Annotated in this window: 18 protein-coding genes and 2 pseudogenes; 6 read left to right on the top strand and 14 right to left on the bottom strand. The window is 61.1% G+C overall.

What is annotated here, in order from left to right; translation table 11 throughout:
• Positions 1–20: 20 nt before the first annotated feature.
• The 3 genes from ACA054_RS12580 to ACA054_RS12570 all read right to left on the bottom strand — a co-directional run bounded on the left by ACA054_RS12580 (position 21) and on the right by ACA054_RS12570 (position 2,423).
• Positions 21–1,118, bottom strand: a complete 1,098-nt coding sequence (locus tag ACA054_RS12580) for an HlyD family secretion protein (RefSeq protein WP_497689663.1) — start codon at positions 1,116–1,118, stop codon at positions 21–23.
• A gap of 96 nt (positions 1,119–1,214) precedes the next feature.
• Positions 1,215–1,628, bottom strand: coding sequence for a cupin domain-containing protein (locus ACA054_RS12575; RefSeq protein WP_497689662.1), 414 nt, complete (start codon positions 1,626–1,628; stop codon positions 1,215–1,217).
• Positions 1,629–1,670: 42 nt separating this feature from the next.
• Entirely contained in the window at positions 1,671–2,423 is a 753-nt protein-coding gene (locus ACA054_RS12570) for an SDR family oxidoreductase (protein ID WP_497689661.1), read from the bottom strand.
• A gap of 260 nt (positions 2,424–2,683) precedes the next feature.
• Between ACA054_RS12570 and ACA054_RS12565 the strand changes: the two genes are divergently transcribed.
• Positions 2,684–4,267 carry a winged helix-turn-helix domain-containing tetratricopeptide repeat protein gene (locus ACA054_RS12565; RefSeq protein WP_497689660.1) on the top strand — a complete coding sequence of 528 codons (1,584 nt, stop codon included), beginning with the start codon at positions 2,684–2,686 and terminating at the stop codon, positions 4,265–4,267.
• A gap of 57 nt (positions 4,268–4,324) precedes the next feature.
• On the opposite strand, the gene ACA054_RS12560 is transcribed toward ACA054_RS12565, so the two are convergent.
• From ACA054_RS12560 to ACA054_RS12550, 3 genes are read right to left on the bottom strand one after another with little or no spacing between them, the layout of a single operon-like run.
• Positions 4,325–5,557 (bottom strand): nucleoside permease, encoded by a 1,233-nt coding sequence (locus ACA054_RS12560; RefSeq protein WP_497689659.1) that lies wholly within the window; start codon positions 5,555–5,557, stop codon positions 4,325–4,327.
• A 44-nt stretch (positions 5,558–5,601) separates the two neighbouring features.
• Entirely contained in the window at positions 5,602–6,654 is a 1,053-nt protein-coding gene (locus ACA054_RS12555; protein ID WP_497690288.1) for a sugar phosphate isomerase/epimerase family protein, read from the bottom strand.
• Between the two features lie 38 nt (positions 6,655–6,692).
• The gene (locus tag ACA054_RS12550; protein ID WP_497689658.1) at positions 6,693–7,859 is read right to left on the bottom strand and encodes a Gfo/Idh/MocA family protein; all 1,167 of its coding nucleotides are present in this window, start codon (positions 7,857–7,859) and stop codon (positions 6,693–6,695) included.
• Between the two features lie 190 nt (positions 7,860–8,049).
• On the opposite strand from ACA054_RS12550, the gene ACA054_RS12545 reads away from it, so the two are divergent.
• Complete coding sequence (locus ACA054_RS12545; protein WP_497689657.1) at positions 8,050–9,048, top strand: LacI family DNA-binding transcriptional regulator; 999 nt, start codon at positions 8,050–8,052, stop codon at positions 9,046–9,048.
• 3,409 nt (positions 9,049–12,457) lie between these two features.
• Here the strand turns inward: ACA054_RS12545 and ACA054_RS12540 are convergent.
• From ACA054_RS12540 to ACA054_RS12525, 4 genes and pseudogenes are all read right to left on the bottom strand, one after another.
• A pseudogene (locus ACA054_RS12540) lies at positions 12,458–12,994 on the bottom strand (methyl-accepting chemotaxis protein); the annotation flags it as partial.
• Positions 12,995–13,318: 324 nt separating this feature from the next.
• Positions 13,319–14,212, bottom strand: a pseudogene (locus ACA054_RS12535) (PDC sensor domain-containing protein); the annotation flags it as partial.
• A 460-nt stretch (positions 14,213–14,672) separates the two neighbouring features.
• Positions 14,673–15,011, bottom strand: coding sequence for a hypothetical protein (locus tag ACA054_RS12530; protein WP_497689656.1), 339 nt, complete (start codon positions 15,009–15,011; stop codon positions 14,673–14,675).
• Between the two features lie 118 nt (positions 15,012–15,129).
• Positions 15,130–15,648 carry a winged helix-turn-helix transcriptional regulator gene (locus ACA054_RS12525; RefSeq protein WP_497689655.1) on the bottom strand — a complete coding sequence of 173 codons (519 nt, stop codon included), beginning with the start codon at positions 15,646–15,648 and terminating at the stop codon, positions 15,130–15,132.
• Between the two features lie 99 nt (positions 15,649–15,747).
• Between ACA054_RS12525 and ACA054_RS12520 the strand changes: the two genes are divergently transcribed.
• Both ACA054_RS12520 and ACA054_RS12515 read left to right on the top strand, forming a co-directional pair.
• On the top strand, positions 15,748–16,371 hold the full coding sequence (locus ACA054_RS12520) for a cysteine hydrolase family protein (protein WP_497689654.1): 624 nt from the start codon (positions 15,748–15,750) through the stop codon (positions 16,369–16,371).
• A gap of 10 nt (positions 16,372–16,381) precedes the next feature.
• Positions 16,382–17,947: an aldehyde dehydrogenase (NADP(+)) gene (locus tag ACA054_RS12515; RefSeq protein ID WP_497689653.1), complete on the top strand. Its 1,566-nt coding sequence runs from the start codon at positions 16,382–16,384 to the stop codon at positions 17,945–17,947.
• 92 nt (positions 17,948–18,039) lie between these two features.
• Here the strand turns inward: ACA054_RS12515 and ACA054_RS12510 are convergent, their stop codons facing one another.
• Positions 18,040–18,537 (bottom strand): hypothetical protein, encoded by a 498-nt coding sequence (locus tag ACA054_RS12510; protein ID WP_497689652.1) that lies wholly within the window; start codon positions 18,535–18,537, stop codon positions 18,040–18,042.
• 310 nt (positions 18,538–18,847) lie between these two features.
• Positions 18,848–19,918 carry a GGDEF domain-containing protein gene (locus ACA054_RS12505; RefSeq protein ID WP_497689651.1) on the bottom strand — a complete coding sequence of 357 codons (1,071 nt, stop codon included), beginning with the start codon at positions 19,916–19,918 and terminating at the stop codon, positions 18,848–18,850.
• Between the two features lie 356 nt (positions 19,919–20,274).
• Between ACA054_RS12505 and ACA054_RS12500 the strand changes: the two genes are divergently transcribed.
• Positions 20,275–20,538, top strand: a complete 264-nt coding sequence (locus ACA054_RS12500; RefSeq protein WP_497689650.1) for an MCP four helix bundle domain-containing protein — start codon at positions 20,275–20,277, stop codon at positions 20,536–20,538.
• Positions 20,539–21,530: 992 nt separating this feature from the next.
• Here ACA054_RS12500 and ACA054_RS12495 read toward each other — a convergent pair.
• Both ACA054_RS12495 and ACA054_RS12490 read right to left on the bottom strand, forming a co-directional pair.
• Positions 21,531–21,728, bottom strand: a complete 198-nt coding sequence (locus ACA054_RS12495; protein WP_008051268.1) for a YbdD/YjiX family protein — start codon at positions 21,726–21,728, stop codon at positions 21,531–21,533.
• Entirely contained in the window at positions 21,718–23,787 is a 2,070-nt protein-coding gene (locus ACA054_RS12490; RefSeq protein ID WP_497689649.1) for a carbon starvation CstA family protein, read from the bottom strand. Before ACA054_RS12490 ends, ACA054_RS12495 begins: the two co-directional genes overlap by 11 nt.
• A gap of 339 nt (positions 23,788–24,126) precedes the next feature.
• On the opposite strand from ACA054_RS12490, the gene ACA054_RS12485 reads away from it, so the two are divergent.
• Complete coding sequence (locus ACA054_RS12485; RefSeq protein ID WP_497689648.1) at positions 24,127–25,494, top strand: cache domain-containing protein; 1,368 nt, start codon at positions 24,127–24,129, stop codon at positions 25,492–25,494.
• Positions 25,495–25,516: the final 22 nt, after the last annotated feature.

Here is a 25,516-nt window from a genome sequence, read left to right as displayed (position 1 = left end):
CCTGGCGCCGGCAGGTTTGTTCACGAGCCTTCCCCTTGCGTCACCTCCACCCGCGCCGACAGGCCCGGCACGATGCGCCCCGGCAGTGGATTATCGGCCAGGCGGATCTTCACTGGAACCCGTTGCACGACGCGCACAAAGTTGCCGGTGGCGTTGTCCGGCGGCAGCAGGCTGAACGCCGCGCCACTGCCCGGTGCAAAGCTGTCGACCACACCGTCCAATGCCGCGTTGGGGTAGCCATCGACCGTGATGCGCACGTGCTGGCCGGGGCGGATATGTTCGAGCTGGGTTTCCTTAAAGTTGGCCACGACCCACACATCGTTGACCGGCACGATATCGAGCAGGGCGACCCCCGGCGTCACGAAGCGGCCGAGACGAATCTGCCGGTTACCGACCACGCCATCCACAGGCGCGCGCACCACGGTGTGGTTGAGATCGATCCGGGCGAGCTCGCGTGCCGCCTCCGCCTGGGTCACGGCGGCCACGGCCGCCTCTCTTTGCGCCACGAACACGGCGATGTGTTGCTGTTGCGCCTCGACCGTTGCCGCAGCGGCCGATACCGATGCCGCGGCCCTGGATTGCGCGGTACCGGTTTCATCCACCAGGGCCTGGCTGACCGCGTTGCTGACGATCAGCTTGCGACTGCGCTCGTGGGTCTTGGTTGCCAGGTTCATGTCGGCGCTGGCCGAGCGTCGCTGGGCTTCGGCCTGGCGGATCAACGCCCGTTGCAGCTGGATCTGCGCATCGACATGGCTCAGACGCGCCTGGGCGGCACTGACATTGGCCACCGCTTGCGCTAGCCTGGCGCGATAGTCGCGGTCATCGATGCGGAACAGCACATCACCGGCGCGCACGGTCTGGTTGTCCCCGACCTCCAACGCCGTGACATAGCCGGCGACCTTGGCGGCGAGCGAGGTGACGTCACCGCGGACATAGGCGTTGTCGGTCGAGGTCACGCCGCTGGAAAATGCCATGGCGCCCCAGGCCGCCACGACCACCACGGCCCCCACACACAGCAAAACACCGAGGGTCTTGCGCTTGCTGTGCCACACCACGACGACTGGGGCCCCGGTACTTGCGCCGGCGGCAATGGCGGACTTGTCCTGGAGCGAGTTCATTTATTCATTTCCTGTGCAATGCCTGGAACTGCAGCAGCCACGGGGCGGCAGTGGCCTGCCGCCCTGCTCTCGAGCGTACGTGAACGCGTGAGCGGCTCAATGCTTGATGGGTGTAACCAGGGGCGTTTTATCGGTATCGAGGACGAACACGGCCAACAGGCGTGCAGGTTCGGTGTCACTGGCGTTGGCGCTGACTTCGTGCACGGAGCCAGGCTCCTCTACGAAGTTTTCGCCGACCTTGTAGACCTTTTCCGGCTCGCCTTTGATTTTGATGCGGAACGAACCCTCCAGCACCGTTGCATAGATGAAGGCCGTTTGCGGATGGGTGTGGGCCGGTGAGGCGGCGCCCGGCCCATACTCGACGACCACGCCCTTCATGCTCTTGCCAGGTATGTTGGGGATAGGCCGGTCGAACACCACTGTCACCTTGCCGGCGAGCGGCTCGGCGGCCGACACGGCGCTGACCGTCAGCGCCGCGAAAACCGCGGCCAATACTAATCGGGTAACCATGGCAATGCTCCTTCGTGATTGGGGATGGGGTGGCGCGAGCCGTTACCGGGTCGTCGACTGAGCGAGCCAGTCGTCGAAGCGGATCGTGCCCAGGCGCGCGTCCTTGCCAGCGGTCAGCGATCGATCGTCAAGCACCGAACCGAAATAGCGCGCGTTGACGTCCGGCACGACCTTTCGGTTGTCCTGGGTTGCCTGCATGAAGCGCCTGGCCAGGTCATCGATCGGCATGGCTTCGGGCCCTGCGACTTCGACCGTTCCATTCACAGGCGCTGCCAGCACGACATCGGCCAGGGCCGCCACCACGTCGGCGGACGCGAGCGGTTGAATCAGCGCCGGCGAAACGCGGACCTCCTCGCCGACGGCGAACGACTGGACGATGCCGCCGACAAATTCGAAGAACTGCGTGGCACGCAACAGGGTGTAGGGAATGCCGGAGGCCTTGATGAGGTTTTCCTGGGCGACCTTGGCGTGGAAGTAGCCGTTCTCCGGCAGGCGTTCACTGCCCACGATCGACAGGGCCACGTGATGGCGAACCCCGGCTGCGGCTTCGGCGGCCAGCAGGTTGCGGCTCGAGGTTTCGAAGAATTCGAGCACGGCCTGGTCCTTCCACGACGGCGCGTTCGCCACGTCGACCACCACATCGGCGCCATCCATCGCTGCGGCCAGGCCTTCGCGGGTGATGCTGTTCACCCCGGTGCTCGGGCTGGCGGCGAGCACCTCATGACCGCGCTCGCCAAGGGTATTTACAAGTTTCGATCCGATGAGGCCGGAGCCTCCGATGACGACGATCTTCATGGGCTTTCTCCACTTGTCGACTGCAACCATTGCGTCGGTGTAGAGGGAGATTGCCTGCCCGCGTGAGGCAAGTCCTTGCGCCGGGCTTGGGTTTGGCTTGGCGCAAGCCTGAATTTACGTCCAAAGCTGCCGTCGTTCGTCCAGCCTCACTTGTCGTACACGGTGCAGAGGGTTTCGAGCTGCCGTATGATCGGCATCACGTACTCATCGCCAGTCGCCTGGGACACGGAGTCGGGGGCGCTTCGCCAGGGGATTTCATCTTGCCATTCGCGTTTGAAGACTACGTGCTCGATCAGGAGCGCCGGGAGCTGACCAGGCGCGGGCAGGTCGTGGCCGTCGGGCCGCAGGTCTTCGATCTATTGCTGCTGTTCGTCAGCAATCCCGAGCACGTGGTCAGCAAGGATGACTTGCTCGAGGCGGTGTGGAGCGGCCGGATCGTCTCGGAATCGACGATTACCAGCCACATCAATGCGGTGCGCAAGGCCATCGGTGATAGCGGCGAGGAACAGCGCCTGGTGCGCACCGTCGCCCGCAAGGGTTACCGTTTCGTCGGGCAGGTCAGGGTCGACAATGGCGAACAAGCGCGAACGCCTGACATTGACCTACCCTCGCCCGCCGCCCTGAAGTCAGCACCCGCCCTTGTGCTCCCGGACAAACCCTCGATCACTGTCCTGCCCTTCCAGAATCTGAGTGGCGATCCCGAGCAGGAATACTTCGCCGATGGCGTGGTGGAGGACATCATCGCCGCACTGTCGCGCATCCGCTGGTTATTCGTCATCGCGCGCAATTCGAGCTTCACCTACAAGGGCCGGGATGTGGATGCCCAGGGCGTCGGCCAGGCACTAGGCGTGCGCTACGTGCTCGAAGGCAGCGTGCGCAAATCCGCGAACAAGGTGCGCATCACCGGGCAGCTCATCGATGCCACGAGCGGCACGCATATCTGGGCGGAGCGTTTCGAAGGCCTGCTCGACGATATCTTCGAGCTGCAGGACCAGATCGCCGAAAGCGTCGTCGGTGCCATCGCTCCGCAACTGGAACGGGCAGAAATCGAACGCGCCAAACGCAAGCCGACGGAAAGCCTGGACGCCTACGACTACTATCTGCGCGCCATGGCAAAGCTGCACAGTGGCAGCCGGGAAGCCATCGAGGAGGCGCTACCGATGTTCTACACGGCCATCGAACTCGATCCGGAATTTGCCTCGGCCTACGGCATGGCTGCCTGGTGCCACTTCTGGCGCAAGCTCAACGGCTGGATGGGCGATCGCCCTGCCGAGATCGCCGAGGGCATACGGCTGGCGCGTCTGGCGATATCGCTCGGGCGCGATGATGCGGTCGCGTTGACTCGGGGCGGACATGCACTGAGCCACCTGGCGGGCGAAGTCGACAACGGCATTGCGCTGCTCGACAGGGCACGCCTGCTCAATCCCAACCTCGCCCCCGCCTGGTACCTGGGCGGCATCCTGCGCGCGCTGCACGGTGAAACGGACGCCGCCATCAAGGACCTGACCCATGCCGTTCGCTTGAGTCCGCTGGACCCGGAAATGTTCCGGATGCAGATCGGAATGTCCCTGGCGCACTTCTTTGCCGGGCACTTCGATGCCGCAGCGGAATGGGCGGAAAAAGCCTTGGGCAACCTGCCCAGCCTGCTACCCCCGGCAGCCCTGGTGGCGGCCAGTCATGCACTGAGCGGACGCATGGACAAGGCGAAACTGGCGATGCAACGCCTGCACGAACTGGACCCCTCTTTGCGCGTCTCCAACCTCAAGGACTGGCTGCCGATCCAGCGGCCCGAGGATTTCGCCCGGTTCGCCGATGGCCTGCGGCTGGCCGGGTTGCCGGAGTAACCGCTAAAGACGGCTCGGCGTTTGTTTGTCGTAGGAGCAAGCTCGCTCCTACAAGGGTCAGACCGTGGTTTGCACCGCCCCCGCCTGTCGTCCCTTGAACGCCAGGGCAAAACAGAAAAAGATCGCCAGGGCAAAACCGGCCGGGAACAGCCAGATGTTTTTCCAGTCATGGCCACCCGCCGTCGCGGCGTAGTGGTCGGTTACCTGCCCCGCTACCCAGAAACCGATCAGCATGCCCAGGCCGTAGGTCGCCAGGGTAATCAAACCCTGGGCGGAACTCCTGAAGCGTTCCGAAGCCTTGGCGTCGGTGTAGATCTGTCCGGAAACGAAGAAGAAGTCATAGCAGATGCCGTGCAAGGCGATGCCGGTGAACAGCATGAAAGCCAGGTCGCCGTTGTTGCCATAGGCGAACAACAGGTAGCGCAAGGCCCACGCCAGCATCCCCACCAACAGCGCAATCTTGATTCCGAAACGATGGATGAACAGCGGCAGAAGCAGCATGAACAGGACTTCGGAGACCTGACCGATGGCCATTTTCGCCGTGGGGTTGGTCACGCCGATCTCCGCCAGGAACGGGTTGGCATTCTGGTAGTAAAACGCCAGCGGAATGCAGATCAGGATGGAGGCGATGAAGAACACCAGGTAGCTGCGATCCTTGAGCAAACCCAAGGCATCCAGCCCGAGCATCTGCTTGAGGCCGCCGGTGGATTCGTCTTTGACCGGTGCGGTGCGCGGCAAGGTGAAGCTGTAGAGCCCCAGCAACAGTGACGCAATCGCCGACATCAGGAAGGTGTTGCGCAACCCGCCTGACGAAATCGCCGCTTGCGAGTCCCAGGCAAACACAAAACTGATCACCACGCCGGCCACGATCCAGCCGATGGTGCCCCACACGCGTATGCGCGAAAACTCCAGCGCCGGGTCGCTCATCTGGCGGAACGCGACGGAATTGACCAGGGCCAGGGTCGGCATGTAGATCATCATGTAGGCCAGCACGAACGGATAGAACGTGCTGAAGTCCGGCGCTCGATACAGTTGATACAGCAACACCGCGCCCACCAGGTGCAACACTGCCAGAATGCGTTCGGCATTGAAGAAGCGGTCGGCGATCAAACCGATCACGAACGGCGCGATGATCGCACCCCATGACTGGGTCGAAAACGCCATGCCGATCTGCCCGCCAGTGGCGCCCAGATTGCTGGCGAGAAAGGTACCGAGGGTGACGAACCAGCCACCCCAGATAAAGAACTGCAGGAACATCATTGCGCTTAGCCGCGCGGTCATCGTGGTCATGACAGTCACCGTCTTATTGTTGTTTTTGTGCGAGAGAAATGGGTTCAGGCGTCAGGCAGCCCCAACAGTCGTCGATTGAAAGCCTCGTCGGAGGACACGCTGGCGAAATCATCGAAGGCCTTTCGGGTCTTGCTGATCATGTGTCGTTCGATGAACGCCGCCCCTTCTGCGGCGCCCTGCGCGGAATCCTTCAGGCAGCATTCCCACTCCAGAATTGCCCACCCGGCGTAGTCGTATTGGGTCAGTTTGCTGAAGATCGATTTGAAGTCGATCTGGCCATCACCCAATGAGCGGAAACGCCCCGGCCGCTCGACCCAACCCTGATAACCGCCGTAGACACCGGAACGGGCGTCGGGTCGGAACTCGGCGTCCTTGACGTGGAACATGCGGATGCGCTCGTGGTAGCGATCGATGAAGCCCAGGTAATCAATTTGCTGCAGCAGCAGATGGCTCGGGTCATACAGAATCGCCGCACGGGGATGGTGATCGACTGCCTCCAGGAAGCGTTCGAACGAGGCACCGTCGTGCAGGTCTTCGCCGGGGTGAATCTCATAGCAAAGGTCGACGCCGGCCTCTTCGAAACAATCGAGAATCGGCAACCAGCGCTTGGCCAGTTCGGCAAAACCTTGCTCGACCAGACCACTCGGTCGCTGCGGCCAAGGGTAGATGTAGGGCCAGAGCAGCGCGCCGGAAAAGGTCGCGTGGGCTTTCAGGCCCAGACGCTGACTGGCGCGTGCCGCCAGCTTCAATTGCTCGATGGCCCAGTCGGTGCGTGCCAGGGGTTGGCCGCGCAAATGTACCGGCGCGAAGTCATCGAACAGCGTGTCGAACGCCGGATGCACCGCCACCAGTTGGCCTTGCAGATGCGTCGAGAGTTCACTGATTTCGACCCCTGCCTGGGCGCAGACCGCTGTCAATTCGTCGCAGTAGTCCTGGTCTTCGGCGGCGCGCGCAAGGTCGATGAACTGTGTGCCCAGCGTCGGCAATTGAATGGCTTTGTAACCTTGGGATGCCGCCCACCGGGCGATGTTCGCCAGAGTATCGAAGGGCGCTTCGGCGGACATGAACTGCGCGAGGAAAATCCCCGGGCCACGCATGCCGGTTGGGGTAGTGTCAGTCACGGAAGTCTCCAGAGTCATGGGGTGCAGACCAGTTCGGTCCACTTGGCGTCGCCACGATGGTTGGCGATCACGGTTTCGATGAACGCCATGCCGCGCAGGCCGATGTCGATCCCGGGTACGCCAGGAGCATTGGGGCCCGCGATCTCGCCACGGATGGCGTAGGCAAAATCGCCGTAGAGATTGGCCATGGCTTCGAGATAGCCTTCGGGATGCCCGGCCGGCAACCGCATGCGCTGGGTGGCGGCTGCGCACAGCCATGACTGGCCGACACCGGAGCGCAAGATGCGCATGGGTTGATCGAGGGCACGGTGGATCAGACTCGCGGGTTCCTCCTGACGCCATTCCAGTGCGCCCTTGTCGCCATAGACGCGGATTTTCAGCGGGTTTTCCTCGCCAGCGCAGACCTGGCTGGCGATCAACACGCCGCTGGCGCCGTCTGCCATCTTGAACAGCATCGAGGCGTCATCGTCCAGCTGACGGTCCGCGATGTGCACGCCCAACATCGCGCACAGGTGCTGGATCGGTTGATCCGCGACAAACTCGGCCAGGGAAAAGGCATGGGTGCCGATGTCACCGATGCAGCCGCCCAAGCCGGACTGCTCAGGTCGGTCACGCCATTGCGCCTGCTTGTTGCCCTGCCCGGCCACATCCTGGCTGAGCCAGCCTTGGGGGTACTCGACAATGACCTTGCGCACTGCACCGATCACGCCGCTGCGCACCATTTCCCGTGCTTGCCAGACCATGGGGTAACCCAGGTACGTATGGGCCAGGCCGTAGAGGCACCCGCTGCGCTCGACCACGTCCTTGAGTGCGAGCAATTCGGCCAGGTTCAGCGCTGCGGGTTTTTCGCTGAACACGTGAAAGCCCGCGCTCAGCGCCTGGCTGGCAACCGGAGCGTGCAAGTGGTTGGGAGTGACGATCACCAACAGCTCCATGCGCTGCTCGGCGGGCAACGCACGCTCGGCCTTGATCATCTGCTGCCAGTCGCTGTAGCAGCGCGAGACCGGCAAGCCCAGTGCCACGCCGGTGTTCCGGTTGTTCTGCGGGTCGCGGCTGAAAGCGCCGCACACCAGCTCAAAACGGCCATCGAGCCCGGCGGCCTGACGGTGGGCTTGAGCGATGAATGCGCCCTCGCCGCCCCCGACAAATCCCATTCTTATTTTTGGCACTGCAGCGTTCATCGTAATTTTCTCTGCTTGAAGCGGGCTTTTCTGACTTAAATCCCGGCTATGATGTAACCGGTTACATCGCTGCAGAAATTTAGGCTCAGTTTTGGCGCCTGTCAAACCAGGAATTAGAATCCATGAACATTTCAGCTCATGGCTAACTGCGTTAAGCTCGCCGGCCGCGCGGTTCGATAACGAGGTGATTTTGTCCAATATCCGTGAAGTAGCCAGGCTGGCCGGCGTCTCGGTGGCCACGGTGTCCAGAACCCTGAAATCGCCTGAGCGTGTGCTGCCCGAGACGCGGGACAAGGTCAATGCGGCCGTGGAACAGGCCGGCTACAGGCCGAACCTGATGGCGGTGCAGTTTCGCTCGCGCCGTACCGGCAACCTGGTGATTCTGGTGCCGGCCATCGCCAACACTTTTTTCGCCCGGGTCATCAGTGGCGCGCAACAGGCAGCCCAGGCGGCCAACTATCGGCTGCTGCTGTGCGACACCCAGGGCCGCGAGGAGATCGAACGGGAGTTCGCCGAGCTGGTGTACAACCATCAGGCCGACGGCGTGATTCAATTGCGCGCCTACGACCCGTTCGAGGCACCCTTCCCCAACGCCGAGTTGCCGCCCATCGTCAACGCGTGCGAGGTGATTCAAGGCGGCCGTCATCCGACGATCAGCCTGGACAATCGCGCGGCCGCCAAGGCCATGACCGAACACTTGATCGAACTGGGCCACCGCCGGATCGGCCTGATCAAGGGCCCGAAAAGCAGCCCGCTGACCCGCGATCGCGTGGCCGGTTACCAGGATGCCTTGCTTGAGGCAGGGATCGATAGCGACCCGGCGCTGATCTGTCACGGTGATTTCAGTCTGAAGGCCGGTGATGACGGCGCAGCCGCGATGCTGCAACTTCCCGAGCGGCCCACTGCACTGTTTTGTGAAAACGATGAAATGGCCATCGGCGCGTTGAAACGCATCAAGCAGCAAGGTTTACGGGTGCCCGAGGACATTTCGCTGGTAGGTTTTGACGACATTCCCTTTGCAAAATACTGCGACCCACCGCTGACGACCATCGCGCAACCCGCCGAAGTCTTCGGCCAGAAAGCCGTCGAGATGCTGATTGCGCTGATCGAAAAGAAACCGCTGCCTCAGCGGCATGTGGTGTTGCCATTCGAGCTGACGCTGCGCAGCAGCACGGCAGTCCGACAGTAATGCCGAATGTGCCGCCCTCTTCGCGAGCATGCCCGCTTCAACAGTGGATCTGTGGCGGCCACCTATTTCGTGTTCACTGAAGATCAAACTGTGGGAGCGAGCTTGCTCGCGATGGCGGTGGGTCAGTCAACATCCGTGCTGAATGTGCCGCCCTCTTCGCGAGCAGGCTCGCTCCCACAGTGGATCTGTGGCGGCCATCTATTTCGTGCTCATTGAAGATCAAACTGTGGGAGCGAGCTTGCTCGCGATGGCGGTGGGTCAGTCGACATCCATGCTGAATGTGCCGGCCTCTTCGCGAGCAAGCTCGCTCCCACAAGGGGATCTGTGGCGGCCACCTATTTCGTGCTCACTTGAAGATAAAACTGTGGGAGCGAGCTTGCTCGCGATGGCGGTGGGTCAGTCAACATCCATGCTGAATGTGCCGCCCTCTTCGCGAGCAGGCTCGCTCCCACAGTGGATCTGTGGCGGCCATCTATTTCGTGCTCATTGAAGATCAAACTGTGGGAGCGAGCTTGCTCGCGATGGCGGTGGGTCAGTCGACATCCATGCTGAATGTGCCGGCCTCTTCGCGAGCAAGCTCGCTCCCACAAGGGGATCTGTGGCGGCCACCTATTTCGTGTTCACTGAAGATCAAACTGTGGGAGCGAGCTTGCTCGCGATGGCTGTGGGTCAGTCAACATCCGTGCTGAATGTGCCGGCCTCATCGCGAGCAAGCTCGCTCCCACAAGGGGATCTGTGGCGGCCACTTATTTCGTGTTCACTGAAGATCAAACTGTGGGAGCGAGCTTGCTCGCGATGACGGTGGGTCAGTCAACATCCGTGCTGAATGTGCCGGCCTCTTCGCGAGCAAGCTCGCTCCCACAGTGGATCTGTGGCGGCCACCTATTTCGTGTTCACTGAAGATCAAACTGTGGGAGCGAGCTTGCTCGCGATGGCGGTGGGTCAGTCAACATCCTTGCTGAATGTGCCGGCCTCTTCGCGAGCAAGCTCGCTCCCACAGTGGATCTGTGGCGGCCACCTATTTCGTGTTCACTGAAGATCAAACTGTGGGAGCGAGCTTGCTCGCGATGGCGGTGGGTCAGTCAACATCCTTGCTGAATGTGCCGGCCTCTTCGCGAGCAAGCTCGCTCCCACAAGGGGATCTGTGGCGGCCACCTATTTCGTGCTCACTTGAAGATAAAACTGTGGGAGCGAGCTTTCTCGCGATGGCGGTGGGTCAGTCGACATCCATGCTGAATGTGCCGGCCTCTTCGCGAGCAAGCTCGCTCCCACAAGGGGATCTGTGGCGGCCACCTATTTCGTGTTCACTGAAGATCAAACTGTGGGAGCGAGCTTGCTCGCGATGGCGGTGGGTCAGTCAACATCCGTGCTGAATGTGCCGGCCTCATCGCGAGCAAGCTCGCTCCCACAAGGGGATCTGTGGCGGCCACTTATTTCGTGTTCACTGAAGATCAAACTGTGGGAGCGAGCTTGCTCGCGATGGCGGTGGGTCAGTCGACATCCATGCTGAATGTGCCGGCCTCTTCGCGAGCAAGCTCGCTCCCACAAGGGGATCTGTGGCGGCCACCTATTTCGTGTTCACTGAAGATCAAACTGTGGGAGCGAGCTTGCTCGCGATGGCGGTGGGTCAGTCAACATCCGTGCTGAATGTGCCGGCCTCATCGCGAGCAAGCTCGCTCCCACAAGGGGATCTGTGGCGGCCACTTATTTCGTGTTCACTGAAGATCAAACTGTGGGAGCGAGCTTGCTCGCGATGGCGGTGGGTCAGTCAACATCCGTGCTGAATGTGCCGGCCTCATCGCGAGCAAGCTCGCTCCCACAAGGGGATCTGTGGCGGCCACCTATTTCGTGCTCACTTGAAGATAAAACTGTGGGAGCGAGCTTGCTCGCGATGGCGGTGGGTCAGTCGACATCCATGCTGAATGTGCCGGCCTCTTCGCGAGCAAGCTCGCTCCCACAAGGGGATCTGTGGCGGCCACCTATTTCGTGTTCACTTGAAGATAAAACTGTGGGAGCGAGCTTGCTCGCGATGGCGGTGGGTCAGTCAACATCCGTGCTGAATGTGCCGGCCTCTTCGCGAGCAAGCTCGCTCCCACAAGGGGATCTGTGGCGGCCACCTATTTCGTGTTCACTGAAGATCAAACTGTGGGAGCGAGCTTGCTCGCGATGGCGGTGGGTCAGTCAACATCCATGCTGAATGTGCCGCCCTCTTCGCGAGCAGGCTCGCTCCCACAGTGGATCTGTGGCGGCCATCTATTTCGTGCTCATTGAAGATCAAACTGTGGGAGCGAGCTTGCTCGCGATGGCGGTGGGTCAGTCAACATCCGTGCTGAATGTGCCGGCCTCTTCGCGAGCAAGCTCGCTCCCACAAGGGGATCTGTGGCGGCCACCTATTTCGTGCTCACTTGAAGATAAAACTGTGGGAGCGAGCTTGCTCGCGATGGCGGTGGGTCAGTCAACATCCGTGCTGAATGTGCCGGCCTCTTCGCGAGCAAGCTCGCCCCACAGTGGATCTGTGGCGGCCACCTATTTCGTGTTCACTGAAGATCAAACTGTGGGAGCGAGCTTGCTCGCGATGACGGTGGGTCAGTCAACATCCGTGCTGAATGTGCCGGCCTCTTCGCGAGCAAGCTCGCTCCCACAGTGGATCTGTGGCGGCCACCTATTTCGTGTTCACTGAAGATCAAACTGTGGGAGCGAGCTTGCTCGCGATGGCGGTGGGTCAGTCAACATCCTTGCTGAATGTGCCGGCCTCTTCGCGAGCAAGCTCGCTCCCACAAGGGGATCTATGGCGGCCACCTATTTCGTGCTCACTTGAAGATAAAACTGTGGGAGCGAGCTTGCTCGCGATGGCGGTGGGTCAGTCAACATCCGTGCTGAATGTGCCGGCCTCATCGCGAGCAAGCTCGCTCCCACAAGGGGATCTGTGGCGGCCACTTATTTCGTGTTCACTGAAGATCAAACTGTGGGAGCGAGCTTGCTCGCGATGGCGGTGGGTCAGGCAACATCCATGCTGAATGTGCCGGCCTCATCGCGAGCAAGCTCGCCCCACAGTGGATCTGTGGCGGCCATCTATTTCGTGCTCATTGAAGATCAAATTGTGGGAGCGAGCTTGCTCGCGATGGCGGTGGGTCAGGCAACATCCATGCTGAATGTGCCGGCCTCATCGCGAGCAAGCTCGCCCCACAGTGGATCTGTGGCGGCCACCTATTTCGTGCTCACTTGAAGATAAAACTGTGGGAGCGAGCTTGCTCGCGATGGCGGTGGGTCAGGCAACATCCATGCTGAATGTGCCGGCCTCATCGCGAGCAGGCTCGCTCCCACAGTGGGTCTGCTCCGTGGCTGGTTTTTGTATTCACTGAAGAGGAGTAACCTGAGACATTATCGGCTCCGGCTCCGGCGCTGTGTTTCAATCCCTGAACTGCGTCAGTTGCTGGCTAAGCGACCCGGCTTGATCGCGCAGTTGCACCGACTGTTCGAGCAGGCTGCGGATCGCGTGGTCGTTCTGCTCGGAGATTCGGCTGACGCCCTGGATCGCCACGGACAGTTGCTCGCCCGTCGCCGCCTGGCTTTGGGTCTGGCGCGCCACTTCGCTGATGCGCGTGAGAATGTCCTGGGCATGCTGGCGGATCTGGTCGACGCCCTGGGCCGAGGTGGTCAGTTGCACCACGCCCTGGCGAACCGCTTCGCCGACCTGCTGCACATTGGCTACGGTGTTGCGCACGTCCGAACCGATGGCGCCGATCATCTCGCCGATTTCACCGGTCGAGCGGCTGGTACGCTCCGCCAGCTGCCGGACTTCGTCGGCCACCACGGCGAACCCACGACCCTGCTCCCCTGCCCGCGCCGCTTCAATCGCCGCGTTCAGGGCTAGCAGGTTGGTCTGGTCGGCGATGCTGCGAATCACCGCGATGATCCCGGCAATCTGTTGCGAGCGTTTTTCCAGGTCGCCCACCGCGCCGGCCACCACGTCCATGGTCTGGTCGATGTGGGTAATCCCGGCCAGGGTCTGGCTCATCTCCCCGGAAATGTTGGTGGTCAGTACTTCGGTGTTGCGCGCCAGTTGCTCCACGTCTTCGGCTTGCTGGGACATCTCGGTCACCGAGTGCGCCAACGCCGTGACGCCGCTGGCCATCTCTTCGGTGGCGGTGTGTTGCGAGGTCGCCCGTTCGGCAACGGCCTGGGTGGTATCGCCCAGGTGATTAGAAATCTGCATCAACGTTGTACTGCTGTGACGGATCGATCCCACCAGATCCCCCAGGCGCTGGATGAACTGGTTGAACGCCCCCGCCAGCTTGCCGGTTTCATCGCCGCTGCGCTGTTCGAAACGCAAGCCCAGCTCGCCGCCCCAGGCCTGGATGCCGACCGTCAGGCCCGACAGCGGACGAATCTGCCACGCCAGCAAATGCCACAGCACAATGGCCAGCACCAGCAACGCCACCAGGCCAATGACCACCGCGGTGTAGAGGAAGTGATTGATGCCGGCCATGGCTTCGGCCAGCGGATAGGCAACCATCAACGCCCAGTTGTTCGGCGCCTTGCCAATACGCACCGGTTGCAGCACATAGCCCCAGCCATCGCGCTGAAAACTGTAGGAGCGGCCCTCCTTGATTGCCTCCTTGGCGGCACTCGGCAAGTCGTCGGCCGGCCGGCTCAAGCGTTTGGCGTCGGGATGACTGGCATACAGGTCATCGCTGGAAACCAGGGCGCCATAGCCCTTGAAGGCATCGATGGTCGAGAGCTGGCGGTTGATGCTTTCCAGCGAGATATCCACCCCGGCCACACCCAGCGCTTTCCCCCCCTGCAACAGCGGCACCATGATCGACACCATCATCACCGATTGACCGCTGCCGCTGCTGTAGGCAAAGGGTTCGGAGGCCCAGGGCTGACGCGTGTGCAGCGGCCGGTAGTAATACTGGTTGTCGGCGTTTTCCGGGGTGTAACCGCTCAATGCCTCGGCTTTAACCGAGCCACCGACACGGTTCCAGTAGGTCAGGTAACGGCCCGTGGCGTCGTGGTGCGGCTGGTTGGCAAACTCACTGTCCTTGCCGTCGTAGGCGTTGGCTTCCCAATACTGGCCAAGCCCGGCGAGCCTGGGATTGGCTTCGAACAGTTGCCGGGTCAGGGCATCGGCGGTCTTGCGGTCGACCTGTTGCTGCTGCATCGCCGTGGCGACACTGGCCAGCGACTCGGCCACGGTAAACCCGGCACCGAGTTCGACTTCCACTTCCTTGGCATTGGCCTTGACGATGGTCTCGACCAGGGCTGCGGTTTCCTTGACGGAGGAGCCATAAGCGATATAGGCGATGGAACCCAGGAGCAGTGCCATGACGACGACGGTGCCGATCAACGCGGTCCAGAACAGCTTGAAGTGCAGGGAGCGATTAGGCATGAGCATTCTCGAATGAGCGATACGTCAGCCAGCACAACGTGCCACAGCTCTGCTGGCGGGTTATTTATAGTTGATATTATTTAGCCACTATATCGAGGCGAACATGCCCGATGCAACACAATTGAACGATCGATCAGTTGGAAAAAAAGCGCGGGGAAAACGCGATGCCAGACAGCCTCGGCGCACTATTGAAACGCACCGATGCGGGGGGGAAACAGGCCGGGTGGCTTGTTCAAAGGCAATCCTGGGCCGCACGTTCGAGGCGCGATGGCCCGAACGTCGAGGCCAGCAACGTGCGTTCGTAGAGGAACACCTTGCCGCCGTTCGAGGCCTTGTACGCCTCGAGCACATCGTCGGCGGCGACTTTGCTCGAAACGACGATTCGATAGCTGCGCTGGGTTTGCGAGATCGTTGCGCTCAGCGCGTCTTCCTGCAATTTCGGCAAGACACACTGGGCGTAGTCCGCCGGTGCCTTTTTCGTTTGCAGTGTCAGCGTCGGGTCATTGGGTGCAGAGGCACACCCCGACAACAGCAAGGGGGCGACCAGCACCAGTCGAGTCAACATCTTCATCACAGGGTTCCGCAAAGGCGTTTTCAATGCACGCCATGTTCCTTGTTTGCCGGCAGCAACAGAACTTGTGATGGATGATGATCACTATCAGTGCAACGAATAGTAAAAGACGAAACCCTCACTGCCCGGATTTGACCACCGGCCCGCGCTTGAAGGCCTCGCGTCGTTCCTGGCGCTCCAGGGCATAGGTCGCACTCGGTTCACTGGTCAGCTCATCACGGCGCAACACTTCGCCGCAATGCTCGCACAGCGGCCCCAGCCCGGCGGGCTGCCCGCAACGCTGGTGGGTGTAGCGCACGGCCAAGCCCTCTTGCGGCGACTTGCACCAGGTTTCACCCCAGGCACGCAATGCCAGGACCACGGAATAAAACGCCTGCCCCTTGGCCGTGAGGTGGTACTCGTAACGTGGCGGCCGCTCGCTGTAGGCGCGGCGCTCGACCATCCCGTCGGCCTCCAGGCTTTTCAGGCGGGCAGCGACCATCTGTGGGGTGCCGCCCGTCTGCGCCTGGATCTCATCGTAGCGATGATTGCGCATGAACAACTCGCGCAACACCAGCACGGTCCAGCGATCGCCGACGACGTCCTCGGCCCGGGCAATCGGACACAAGGTTTCAGGGCTAGTCTTTTTTAACGCCATAGGGGCTTGCCTCTTTCCAAGTAACTATGATTATCATATCTACACACTGCCAAGGCAAGCCCATGGCAGCGCTCAGCCCATTTCACTGGAGCATTCGTCATGTCCAACACCCCCTACCCTCTGGCTCGAACCGCCTACCTGCTGGTCGATCCCTACAACGACTTTCTGTCCGAAGGTGGCAAGATCTTCCCGCTGCTCGAGCCAATCGCCCGGCAAGTCGGCCTGCTCGACAACCTGCGCACCCTCGACCGTACGGTCCGCGCCCTGGACATGCCGGTGTTCATCGTACCGCACCGTCGCTGGGAACAAGGCGACTACGAGAACTGGGATCACCCAAGTCCCACCCAATGCAAGATCCAGCACATGCACCACTTCGCTCGCGGCGAATGGGGTGGCGAATGGCATCCCGATTTCGCGCCCCAGCCAGGCGATATCGTTGTCCAGGAGCATTGGGGGTCGAGCGGCTTTGCCAACACCGACCTGGACTTTCGCCTGAAGCAGAAAGGCATCACCCACGTGATCATCGTCGGCCTGCTGGCCAACACCTGCATCGAGGCCACCGCCCGTTACGCCCAGGAACTGGGCTACCACGTCACCCTGGTGCGCGACGCCACCGCCGCTTTCAAGCCGGAAATGATGCGCGCCGCCCATGAACTGAACGGCCCGACCTTCGCCCATTCGATTGTGACGACCGAGCATCTCATCGCCACCCTCAAGCAGTGAGCACGACCCAATGAAACTGACTGGACACCTGTTACTCGGCGCCAACGAAGTCCCCGCCAGCGAAGGGACGATGAAAGCGCTCAACCCCGCTACCCATGAGCTGATCGAGCCGGACTTCGCCTTCGGTGGCGCCGTCGAAGTGGACATGGCGGCCAAGCTCGCCGACGCCGCGTTTGACCACTACAGCCATACCTCGCTCGCCGAGCGTTCGGCATTGCTGGAGCGCATCGCCGACAATCTCGATGCCGTCGCCCAGCCGCTTGCCGCACGGGCCGCACTGGAAACGGGTCTGCCCGAAGCACAACTGCAGGGCGAAGCGGCCAGGGCCGCCACCCAGTTCCGGCAATTCGCCGAGGTCGTGCGCCGGGGACGCTTCCTCCAAGCGGCCATCGACCCGGCCCAGCCTGAACGCCAGCCACGCCCGCGCATGGATCACCGCCTGCAGCACATCGCCCTCGGCCCGGTGGCGGTGTTTGGCGCGAGCAATTTCCCCATCAGCTATTCGGTGGCCGGGGGCGACACCGCCGCGGCGCTGGCGGCGGGCGCGACGGTGATCGTCAAGGCCCACAACGCGCACCCGGGGGCCTCGGAAATCCAGGCACGGGCCATCCGCAAGGCGGTGCAGGACAGCGGCTTGCCCGCAGGCGTGTTCTCGATGGTGCGCGGCGCCGGCAACGCGATCGGCGAAGCCCTGGTCGATCATCCGTTGATCAAGGCGGTGACCTTCACCGGCTCCGAACAGGGTGGCATGGCGCTGTATCGCCGGGCGCAGCAACGCCCTGAGCCGATCCCGGTGTTCACCGAGATGGCCAGCGTCAACCCCACGTTCATCCTGCCCCAGGCCCTGGCTGAGCGTGGCGCACAGATCGGCGACGGTTTTATCGAGCGCATGCTGGTCAATGTCGGGCAAGCCTGTCTGAAACCGGCGATCCTGATCGCCATCGCCGGGAGCGGCTTCGAACCCTTGCGCGCCGCCATGATCAGCCGCGTGACGACGGCACCGGCCCGTCCGATGCTGACCCCGGGCATCCATGGGTCTTACTTGAGCGGTCTCGACAAACTGCACGGCGCCGGCGCCAGGCCCGTCGCCGAAGGCTTGGCCGCCACGGCAGCGCTGGACGGCCAGGCCGCCCTGCTTGAGGTGGATGGCCAGCGCTTTCTCGACGAAACAGCCCTGGCCCAGGAAGTCTTCGGCCCGGCGGCCCTGCTGGTGAAGGTCGAAGACGAGGCGCAAATGCTCGCGGTCGCCCGAGCACTTCGCGGTCAGCTCAGCGCCGCCATGCACCTTGAAGAAGAGGACCTGGGACTGGCCCGTCGTTTGCTGCCAATCCTGGAGCGACGCACCGGGCGGATTGTCGTCAACGCCTTCGCCCATCCACAAGAGGTGTCTTTCGCCAGCGTGCACGGCGGACCGTTTCCGGCCTCGTCGGACAGCCGTTTCACCTCGGTGGGCATGACCTCCATCGAGCGCTTTCTGCGGCCGGTGTGCTACCAGGGCTTTCCCGATGCGTTGCTGCCCGAGGCACTGCGCGACAGCAACCCGCTCGGCGTGCCGCGTAGCCTGGAGGGTCAATAAGCGATTAGAGGGAGTGTCAGGTTAATTGATGTCGACTGACATTCCCTCTTCGTCGGAACGCCGCCCGGAGCAAGCCCGCTCTCATATTGGATTTATGCCAGGCGCGAAACATTATCGGACTTGAAAAAACGCAATAACCTGAAACTCCGTCCAACGATCAAACCATTGATTAGCCCAGACCCCAGTGATGACCAGACTACTAACGGGACTTCATTGGCCAGTTCCGGATGCACCGCCTCCTGGTAACCGCTGTAGTAACGCCAGGCGAAGAAGCACCAATACACAATCAGCACTCTGATCGTGCCATCCAGCACCAGCCTCTCACCCTCATGTTTCACGTTGTCATACGAGTAAAAGCGCAAGGCCAGCAACCACCCGACCAGCAACCCCAGCGCATAAACCGAAAGCGGAACCGCGAATCCTTGGGAGATTTTCAGCGAGGCTATGGAGATGGCGACGAATATCACCGGTGTCAGTAGTAGCGATTTTTTCGTTTCATGATTCTCGAAGCAGGCAATGACGCCGTAATACGTCACGATAAAAAACACTGCGTAAACCCACAGTGGTGTACCACGCAAAATGTCGAGCATGACAACTCCTTTGGCACTGCCTGTGTTTGCCCGTGGGTTATGCTCGTCTGCCCACATTACCTATTCGGTAACGAATGGGGTTCCAATACAAAGCTTTTATTCAAAAGTTACTACTAGCCAATATCCAAGCCAGCCGTGAAGAATTGACCGATTCAGTGAGTTAGCAAATTACAGACGGAAGGCAACTATCTCAAGTCGGCGAGATCCCACAAATTTGTAGGAAATGGACTAGGACGCGCGCCGATGGTAGAGAAGCATGTCCCCGGTTTCTACCAGTTCAAGCCCACTCCAACAGGTTCTCAGGGTCCGGTCAGGATAAGGTGGTCGCCGCCCCTATTTGCAAGGCAAACACCTGGTTACGCCCGTTGCGCTTGGCCTGGTACAGCCCGTCATCGGCGCGGGTCAGCAGGCTTTCCAGGTTGTCAGCGGGCTGCGCGAGGGCGACACCGAAAGAGGCGGTCACGGTGTCCAGCACGGTGTCGGTGCCGCGCGCCTTGATTCGCAAGGACTGGACCTTCAGGCGCAGATGCTCGGCAAAGGCACAGGCACTGCCCAGGTCGGCGCAATCGGGCAGGACCACACAGAACTCTTCGCCGCCGTAACGCGCCGCGAAAGCATTGGCTGGCAATGCGCCGCGCAGCACCTGGGCGACATGCTGCAGGACCCGGTCGCCCAGCGGATGACCGTATTGGTCATTGAATTGCTTGAAGTGGTCGATATCCAGGATCAACAGGGCCACCCCGCTGGAAGCCTTGCCCAACGCCTGTTCCAGCAGGCGGGTGAACGCCGTGCGGTTGAGCAGTTCGGTCAAGCCATCGAGGGTCGCGGCCAATTGGGCGCGCTGCAGTTTGTCGCGCAGGGTCTTGATTTCGTCCTGCGCCGAGTGCAGCTGCGCGAGGAAGTGCTCCTGCTGGCTCTGCATCAACCGGGTGCTCTGCTGCAGCTCGCTCAAGATGCCCGGCAGGCGATCACTGGCCGGTTCGTCGAGCATTTCCAGGCACTGCCCCAGACGGTTCTGGAAATTGACACTGCCCTTCACACTGAGCGAGACGTCGCGCTCCATGCCATCGACCAGGCTGATGACCTGATGCTGTTCGGCGCGGGCCTCCTCCAGCTCATCACGAATGATGTACTGGCGAAACAGCCGGGTCGCAGCCTCTGGCGGGCAACCGTCGAAGTCTCTGACCACGCGGTCCAGGTGGCGAATGAGTTCCGGGTCCTGGCCCTTGCTGTAGGTGTACCAGAGTGCATAGTGCACGGGATTGGGCGGGATGTTATGGCGAACCATCAGGGGCACGGCTTGCTTGAGCAGGGCCGCCGCCTCGCGAGAGTCTTCCGGATACAGCGCTAGGATATTCGCACGCGTTTCTGATGAGCTCATGACGTCACTGTGGTTGTTAATCATTGGCATTCGGGCTGTGCGCAGAGCATACCGATACGCCTGGCAAACGGCTATCCCGCTTTACCTTCAACGCCGGTTTTGATCAGTGGCGATCAGAAACAGCGCCCAACGATGCTCTTCTCGAGGCTGATCTCTGTGATCGGCAAGCAGCCTGTCTGAAAGCCACCTTCAGCGCGCTCTGTCAGACGGCGCTAATTCGTAAATTCTCGCCGGTAAAGCCGTGCCTTTTTTTGCTGGCCCAGTACATGATAGCAATGTGCCTTGTGCACAGGATGGAGCGAACAACCCCCCACTTCAATTGCTGACTGGACAAGTCGACTTAGGAATACCGGACTATGGAAAGCTGGAAAATCAGGACTCACCTTCTGCTGCTGACCACCGCTTTATTACTGGGATTGTTGTGCGTCGGTGGCCTTGGACTGCTGGGCATGCAATCGGCCGTGCACAGCCTGGAAACCGTCTACCTCGATCGAGTCGTGCCCTTGCGGGACCTGAAGAAAATCGCCGACCTGTATGCTGTGAACATCGTCGATGCCACCCAGGAGCTCAAGGCGATGTCCGACGGCCTGGGAGTCATGTTGCAGCGGTTCAGCCTGTAGCCGAGGCTTGGCGGCCTGACAGCCGACCTGAGTTGTGTTGTGTTGTGTTGTGTTGTGTTGTGTTGTGTTGTGTTGTGTTGTGTTGTGTTGTGTTGTGTTGTGTTGTGTTGTGTTGTGTTGTGTTGACCGAGTACATATCCATTCCTGCGGTAACGGCCACCTATGGTTTCGCCCTTACGGCGACTCACTTTTCCAAACGCCGGAATGCCGGCCCAGCGAAAAGTAAGCAAAAGGCTTTTGCCCCACCACTTGGTGCCTCGCTTAAGCTCGGCATGCCCTCTCTCCGGCATTGCTCCGTGGGTCGCCGCGATGGGCCATCCCTGGCCCAGCGCGGCTAAACCGGCGTCCTGCCGGTTTACCCACTGCGCAATGCCTGCGTTCGGCCATCGTGGTTTAACGGGGCGCCCAAATCTAAAGCCAAAGCGAGGCGGCCTGACAGCCGACCTGACTTTGCAGATACCCCCCAATTCCCTGTGGGAGCGAGCCTGCTCGCGATGGACGTCAACGATAACGCGTGCTGTCTGAAGGATCGCGGTGTCTGGACGTTTTTCGCGAGCAGGCTCGCTCCCACAATAGGATCGCGGACAAGCCTGTAATCAGGTCGGCTGTCAGGCCGCCTCGCTTTGGCTGTTGCTTTGGCTTTTGATCTTCTTGCCACATCGAGAGGCTTCGTTCCGGTTCTGCGGAGTGGGTAAACCGGCATGGATGCCGGTTTAGCCGCGCTGGGCCAAGGATGGCCCATCGCGGCGGGCCCAGTAGGAGCGAGCATGCTCCGGGCGGCGTTCCGTGCTTCCAAGTGACTCGCTGTAAAAGCGAAACCATAGGTGGCCGTTACCGCAGGAATGGATATGTACTCAGTCAAAAAATAATAGGTCGGCTGTCAGGCCGCCTTAGCGAGCCGGCTCGCACACATTTGAACTGGGTGCGCCCAATCCCACACGCAACTTCCCAAACAAAAAACCCGGCTTGTTCGGCCGGGTTTCTTTATTTATTCAACAACACTTCGGTCCGGCCTTGCTGCCGTAACGGGCCTCCTGGCGCTCGCGAAAGAACGCCTCGTAGTCCATCACCGGCTTGTCCGGGTGCTTGCTTTGCATGTGCTCGACGTAGTTGTCGTAATCGGGCATCCCCACCATCAGGCGCGCGGCCTGACCGAGGTATTTGCCCAGACGACTCAGGTCATTGAACATGATCAGGCATCGGCAGCGCGTGGAACGGCGCTTCTTTATCCGTACGTTCCTTGGTGCCCCAGGCGGCGATACCGACCTTGAGCGCAAAGAACAGGATGCTGAATACTACGAACAGGAACAGCGCGGTTAGCGTGGCGTTGGTGTAGGCGTTGAAGATCACGTGCTGCATCTGGTCGATACTCTTGGCCGGCGCCAGCACCTGACCGTTGGCCAGGGCATCGCTGTATTTTTTCGCCAGGGCCAGGAAGCCGATCGCCGGGTTGGCGTCGAACAGCTTGATGAAGCCGGCAGTGGTGGTGCAGATCAGCAACCACACGGCGGGCAGCAAGGTGACCCAAACGTAGCGCTGGCGTTTCATCTTGATCAGCACCACGGTGCCGAGCATCAGCGCGATACCGGCCAGCATCTGGTTGGAGATGCCGAACAATGGCCACAGGGTATTGATGCCACCCAGCGGATCGATCACGCCCTGGTACAACAGGTAACCCCACATGGCCACGCAACCGGCGGTGGCGATCAGGTTGGCGGTCCAGGATTCAGTGCGCTTGAGCGATGGCACGAAAGAGCCGAGCAGGTCCTGCAGCATGAAGCGCCCGGCACGGGTACCGGCGTCCACCGCGGTCAGGATGAACAGCGCTTCGAACAGGATCGCAAAGTGGTACCAGAACGCCATGGTGTTTTCACCCGGCAGCAGCTGGTGCAGGATCTGCGCGATGCCGACAGCCAGGGTCGGCGCACCGCCGGCACGGGCCAGGATGGTGGTTTCACCGATGTCCTTGGCCACGGCTTGCAGCGCCTCCGGGGTAATCGCAAAGCCCCAGCTGCTGACAGTCTGAGCAACCGAAACAGCATCGGAACCCACAATCGCCGCAGGGCTGTTCATGGCGAAGTACACGCCCGGATCGATCACCGATGCAGCAACCATGGCCATGATCGCCACAAACGACTCCATCAGCATGCCGCCGTAACCGATGTAACGGGCATGACCTTCGCTGGCCAGCAACTTAGGCGTGGTGCCGGAAGCGATCAGCGAGTGGAAACCCGATACCGCGCCACAGGCAATGGTGATGAACAGGAACGGGAACATACCGCCCTTCCACACCGGGCCCGTGCCGTCGACGAACTGGGTCAGTGCCGGCATTCTCAGCTCGGGCATGGTCACCAGGATGCCGATCGCCAAGGCGACGATGGTGCCGATTTTCAGGAAGGTGGAGAGGTAATCACGCGGTGCCAGGATCAGCCAAACCGGCAGAACGGCAGCCACGAAACCGTATCCGATCAGCATCCAGGTGATCTGGATACCGGTAAAGGTAAAGGCCTTGGCCCACACCGGGTCAGCGGCAATCTGCCCGCCCAGCCAGATCGAGCCCAGCAGCAGAAACACGCCGATGATCGAGATTTCACCGATGCGGCCCGGACGGATGTAGCGCATGTAGATGCCCATGAACATCGCGATCGGGATCGTCGCCATGACCGTGAACATGCCCCACGGGCTCTCGGCCAAGGCCTTGACCACGATCAGCGCCAGCACCGCGAGGATGATGATCATGATCAGGAAGCAGCCGAACAGCGCGATGGTGCCAGGGATGCGGCCCATTTCTTCACGGACCATGTCGCCCAGGGAGCGGCCGTTGCGGCGGGTGGACATGAACAGGACCATGAAGTCCTGGACGGCACCGGCCAGCACCACGCCGGCGATCAACCACAGTGTGCCGGGCAGATAGCCCATCTGCGCCGCCAGTACCGGACCGACCAACGGCCCCGCGCCGGCGATGGCCGCGAAGTGGTGACCGAAAAGTACGTGCTTGTTGGTCGGCACGAAGTCCAGACCATCATTGTTGAGCACGGCGGGAGTGGCTCGATTGGGGTCCAGCTGCATCACTTTGTTGGCGATGAACAGGCTGTAGTAACGGTAGGCGACGAGGTAGATGGCGACAGCTGCGACGACGATCCACAGGGCGTTGATCGCTTCGCCGCGGCGCAGGGCCACGACACTCAGCGCAATCGCTCCAAGGACAGCCACGGCAAACCAGGCGAGGTGTTTAGCCAGACGGGGCATAATGGGTTCTCCTGCCGACAGCCAGTGGACTGCGGCGGTAATTTTTATAATTGTGTCCGCTGTGCGGAGCTGGCCCAATATCCGCGCATGTCGTCCACAAATAAATCCGCGTTACTACGTACGCAGCGTCTACGTAGTTCTACGTAGACGCCCCTGATTTCTCTGTGGGATGTGCCTTTGTGGCGAGGGGATTCATCCCCGCTCGGCTGCGTAGCAGTCGTAAAATCTGCAGATGCGATTCAACCATGAAATGCTGGGGCCGCTTCGCAGCCCAACGGGGATGAATCCCCTCGCCACATTGGCATATGATGCCGGGCCCTCGCGCGGGCAGGAGTAAACATGCAGCTCAAACACAAGATCGTCGCGCTCGGCATTTTGCCGCTGGTGTTGGCCATTGCCGTCATTTGCGCACTGGTGATTTCCCTCAACCGCCAACTGGGTGATCAACAGGCGCAGCTGATCGAAGACAGCATCCTGATGAGCAAGCGCGCGGAACTGAAAAACTACGTCGAAATGGCGAAAAGCCTGATCGAGCCGCTGTACGACAACGGTCAGGGTGACGCACGCGCCCAGCAACAAGTGCTGGAAGAACTGCGCAAGCTCAGCTTTGGCATCAACGGCTATTTCTTCGTCTACGACCATGAAGGCCGCAGCCTGATGCACGCGCGCCAGTCGGAGTTGGTGGGCAAATACCTGTGGGACATGAAAGACCCGCACGGCCTGCCGGTAATCCAGGCGCTGCTCAAAAGTGCGCAATCGGGCGAAGGTTTTCAACGCTACGCCTGGAACAAACCCTCCTCCGGCCAGGTGACCGACAAACTGGCCTACGTGGTGATGCTCGATCGCTGGGGCTGGATGCTCGGTACCGGCATCTACCTTGAGGATGTCGAGCGCGCCACCCAGCAAGCCCGTGCCGAAGTGGCCCAGGGCATCCGCAAGACCATGATGGCGATTGCCGTGGTGGCGCTGGTGGCGGTGCTGTTTGTCTTCGCCACCGGCATGACCCTCAATGTCAGCGAACATCGCCTGGCGGACAAGAAACTGCAGCGCCTGACCCAGCGTATCGTCAGCCTGCAGGAGGAAGAGCGCTCGCGGGTGTCCCGTGAGCTGCATGACGGCATCAGCCAGGTGCTGGTATCGATCAAGTTTCAGTTCGAACTGGCCAGCCACTTGCTGGAAAGCGGACAAAACCACGACAAGGGCCTGGGCACGTTGAGAGATGCCACCGCGCGCCTGGGGGATGCCATTGGCGAAGTCCGCAGCCTCTCCCACGACTTGCGCTCATCGTTGCTCGACACCCTCGGCCTATCGGCGGCAATCGGTCAACTGGCCGCTGAGTTCGAACAGCGCAGCGGCCTCACCGTGACCTATGACGACAATGAATTCGACTGCCAACTGGTCGATGGGGCAGCTGTCTCGTTGTTTCGCATCGTCCAGGAAGGCCTGACCAATATCGAACGCCACGCCCGGGCCAGGCACGTATCCATTACCCTGCGCGGCTGCGAACAATCGGTGCGGCTGACGGTGGTCGACGACGGTGTCGGTTTCAACGTCGCCCAGGTCGAACGTCGTCACGTCGGCATTGGCTTGCGTAATATTCGTGAACGCGTCGAACATTTTGGCGGCCGCTTCGAACTGATCTCGACCCCCGGACGCAGTGAGCTCGATGTTCTGCTGCCGATGAAACTGCCCGCCAGCAAACGCTGATGCTCAAAAAACAAGAGTGAAG

The organism is Pseudomonas sp. LBUM1653 (assembly GCF_059716115.1).
Note: the sequence above shows the minus strand (reverse complement) of the source record. Positions and strands in the feature narration are given on the sequence as shown.

Bases quoted from the DNA above. Each gene is read 5' to 3' on its own strand.
- ACA054_RS12570 (WP_497689661.1), bottom strand. From the start codon at position 2,423: ATGAAGATCGTCGTCATCGGAGGCTCCGGCCTCATCGGATCGAAACTT.
- ACA054_RS12520 (WP_497689654.1), top strand. From the start codon at position 15,748: ATGTCCAACACCCCCTACCCTCTGGCTCGAACCGCCTACCTGCTGGTC.
- ACA054_RS12525 (WP_497689655.1), bottom strand. From the start codon at position 15,648: ATGGCGTTAAAAAAGACTAGCCCTGAAACCTTGTGTCCGATTGCCCGG.
- ACA054_RS12530 (WP_497689656.1), bottom strand. From the start codon at position 15,011: ATGAAGATGTTGACTCGACTGGTGCTGGTCGCCCCCTTGCTGTTGTCG.
- ACA054_RS12560 (WP_497689659.1), bottom strand. From the start codon at position 5,557: ATGACCACGATGACCGCGCGGCTAAGCGCAATGATGTTCCTGCAGTTC.
- ACA054_RS12490 (WP_497689649.1), bottom strand. From the start codon at position 23,787: ATGCCCCGTCTGGCTAAACACCTCGCCTGGTTTGCCGTGGCTGTCCTT.
- ACA054_RS12580 (WP_497689663.1), bottom strand. From the start codon at position 1,118: ATGAACTCGCTCCAGGACAAGTCCGCCATTGCCGCCGGCGCAAGTACC.
- ACA054_RS12510 (WP_497689652.1), bottom strand. From the start codon at position 18,537: ATGCTCGACATTTTGCGTGGTACACCACTGTGGGTTTACGCAGTGTTT.
- ACA054_RS12550 (WP_497689658.1), bottom strand. From the start codon at position 7,859: ATGAACGCTGCAGTGCCAAAAATAAGAATGGGATTTGTCGGGGGCGGC.
- ACA054_RS12515 (WP_497689653.1), top strand. From the start codon at position 16,382: ATGAAACTGACTGGACACCTGTTACTCGGCGCCAACGAAGTCCCCGCC.
- ACA054_RS12485 (WP_497689648.1), top strand. From the start codon at position 24,127: ATGCAGCTCAAACACAAGATCGTCGCGCTCGGCATTTTGCCGCTGGTG.
- ACA054_RS12500 (WP_497689650.1), top strand. From the start codon at position 20,275: ATGGAAAGCTGGAAAATCAGGACTCACCTTCTGCTGCTGACCACCGCT.
- ACA054_RS12495 (WP_008051268.1), bottom strand. From the start codon at position 21,728: ATGTTCAATGACCTGAGTCGTCTGGGCAAATACCTCGGTCAGGCCGCG.
- ACA054_RS12555 (WP_497690288.1), bottom strand. From the start codon at position 6,654: ATGCGTGGCCCGGGGATTTTCCTCGCGCAGTTCATGTCCGCCGAAGCG.
- ACA054_RS12505 (WP_497689651.1), bottom strand. From the start codon at position 19,918: ATGAGCTCATCAGAAACGCGTGCGAATATCCTAGCGCTGTATCCGGAA.
- ACA054_RS12575 (WP_497689662.1), bottom strand. From the start codon at position 1,628: ATGGTTACCCGATTAGTATTGGCCGCGGTTTTCGCGGCGCTGACGGTC.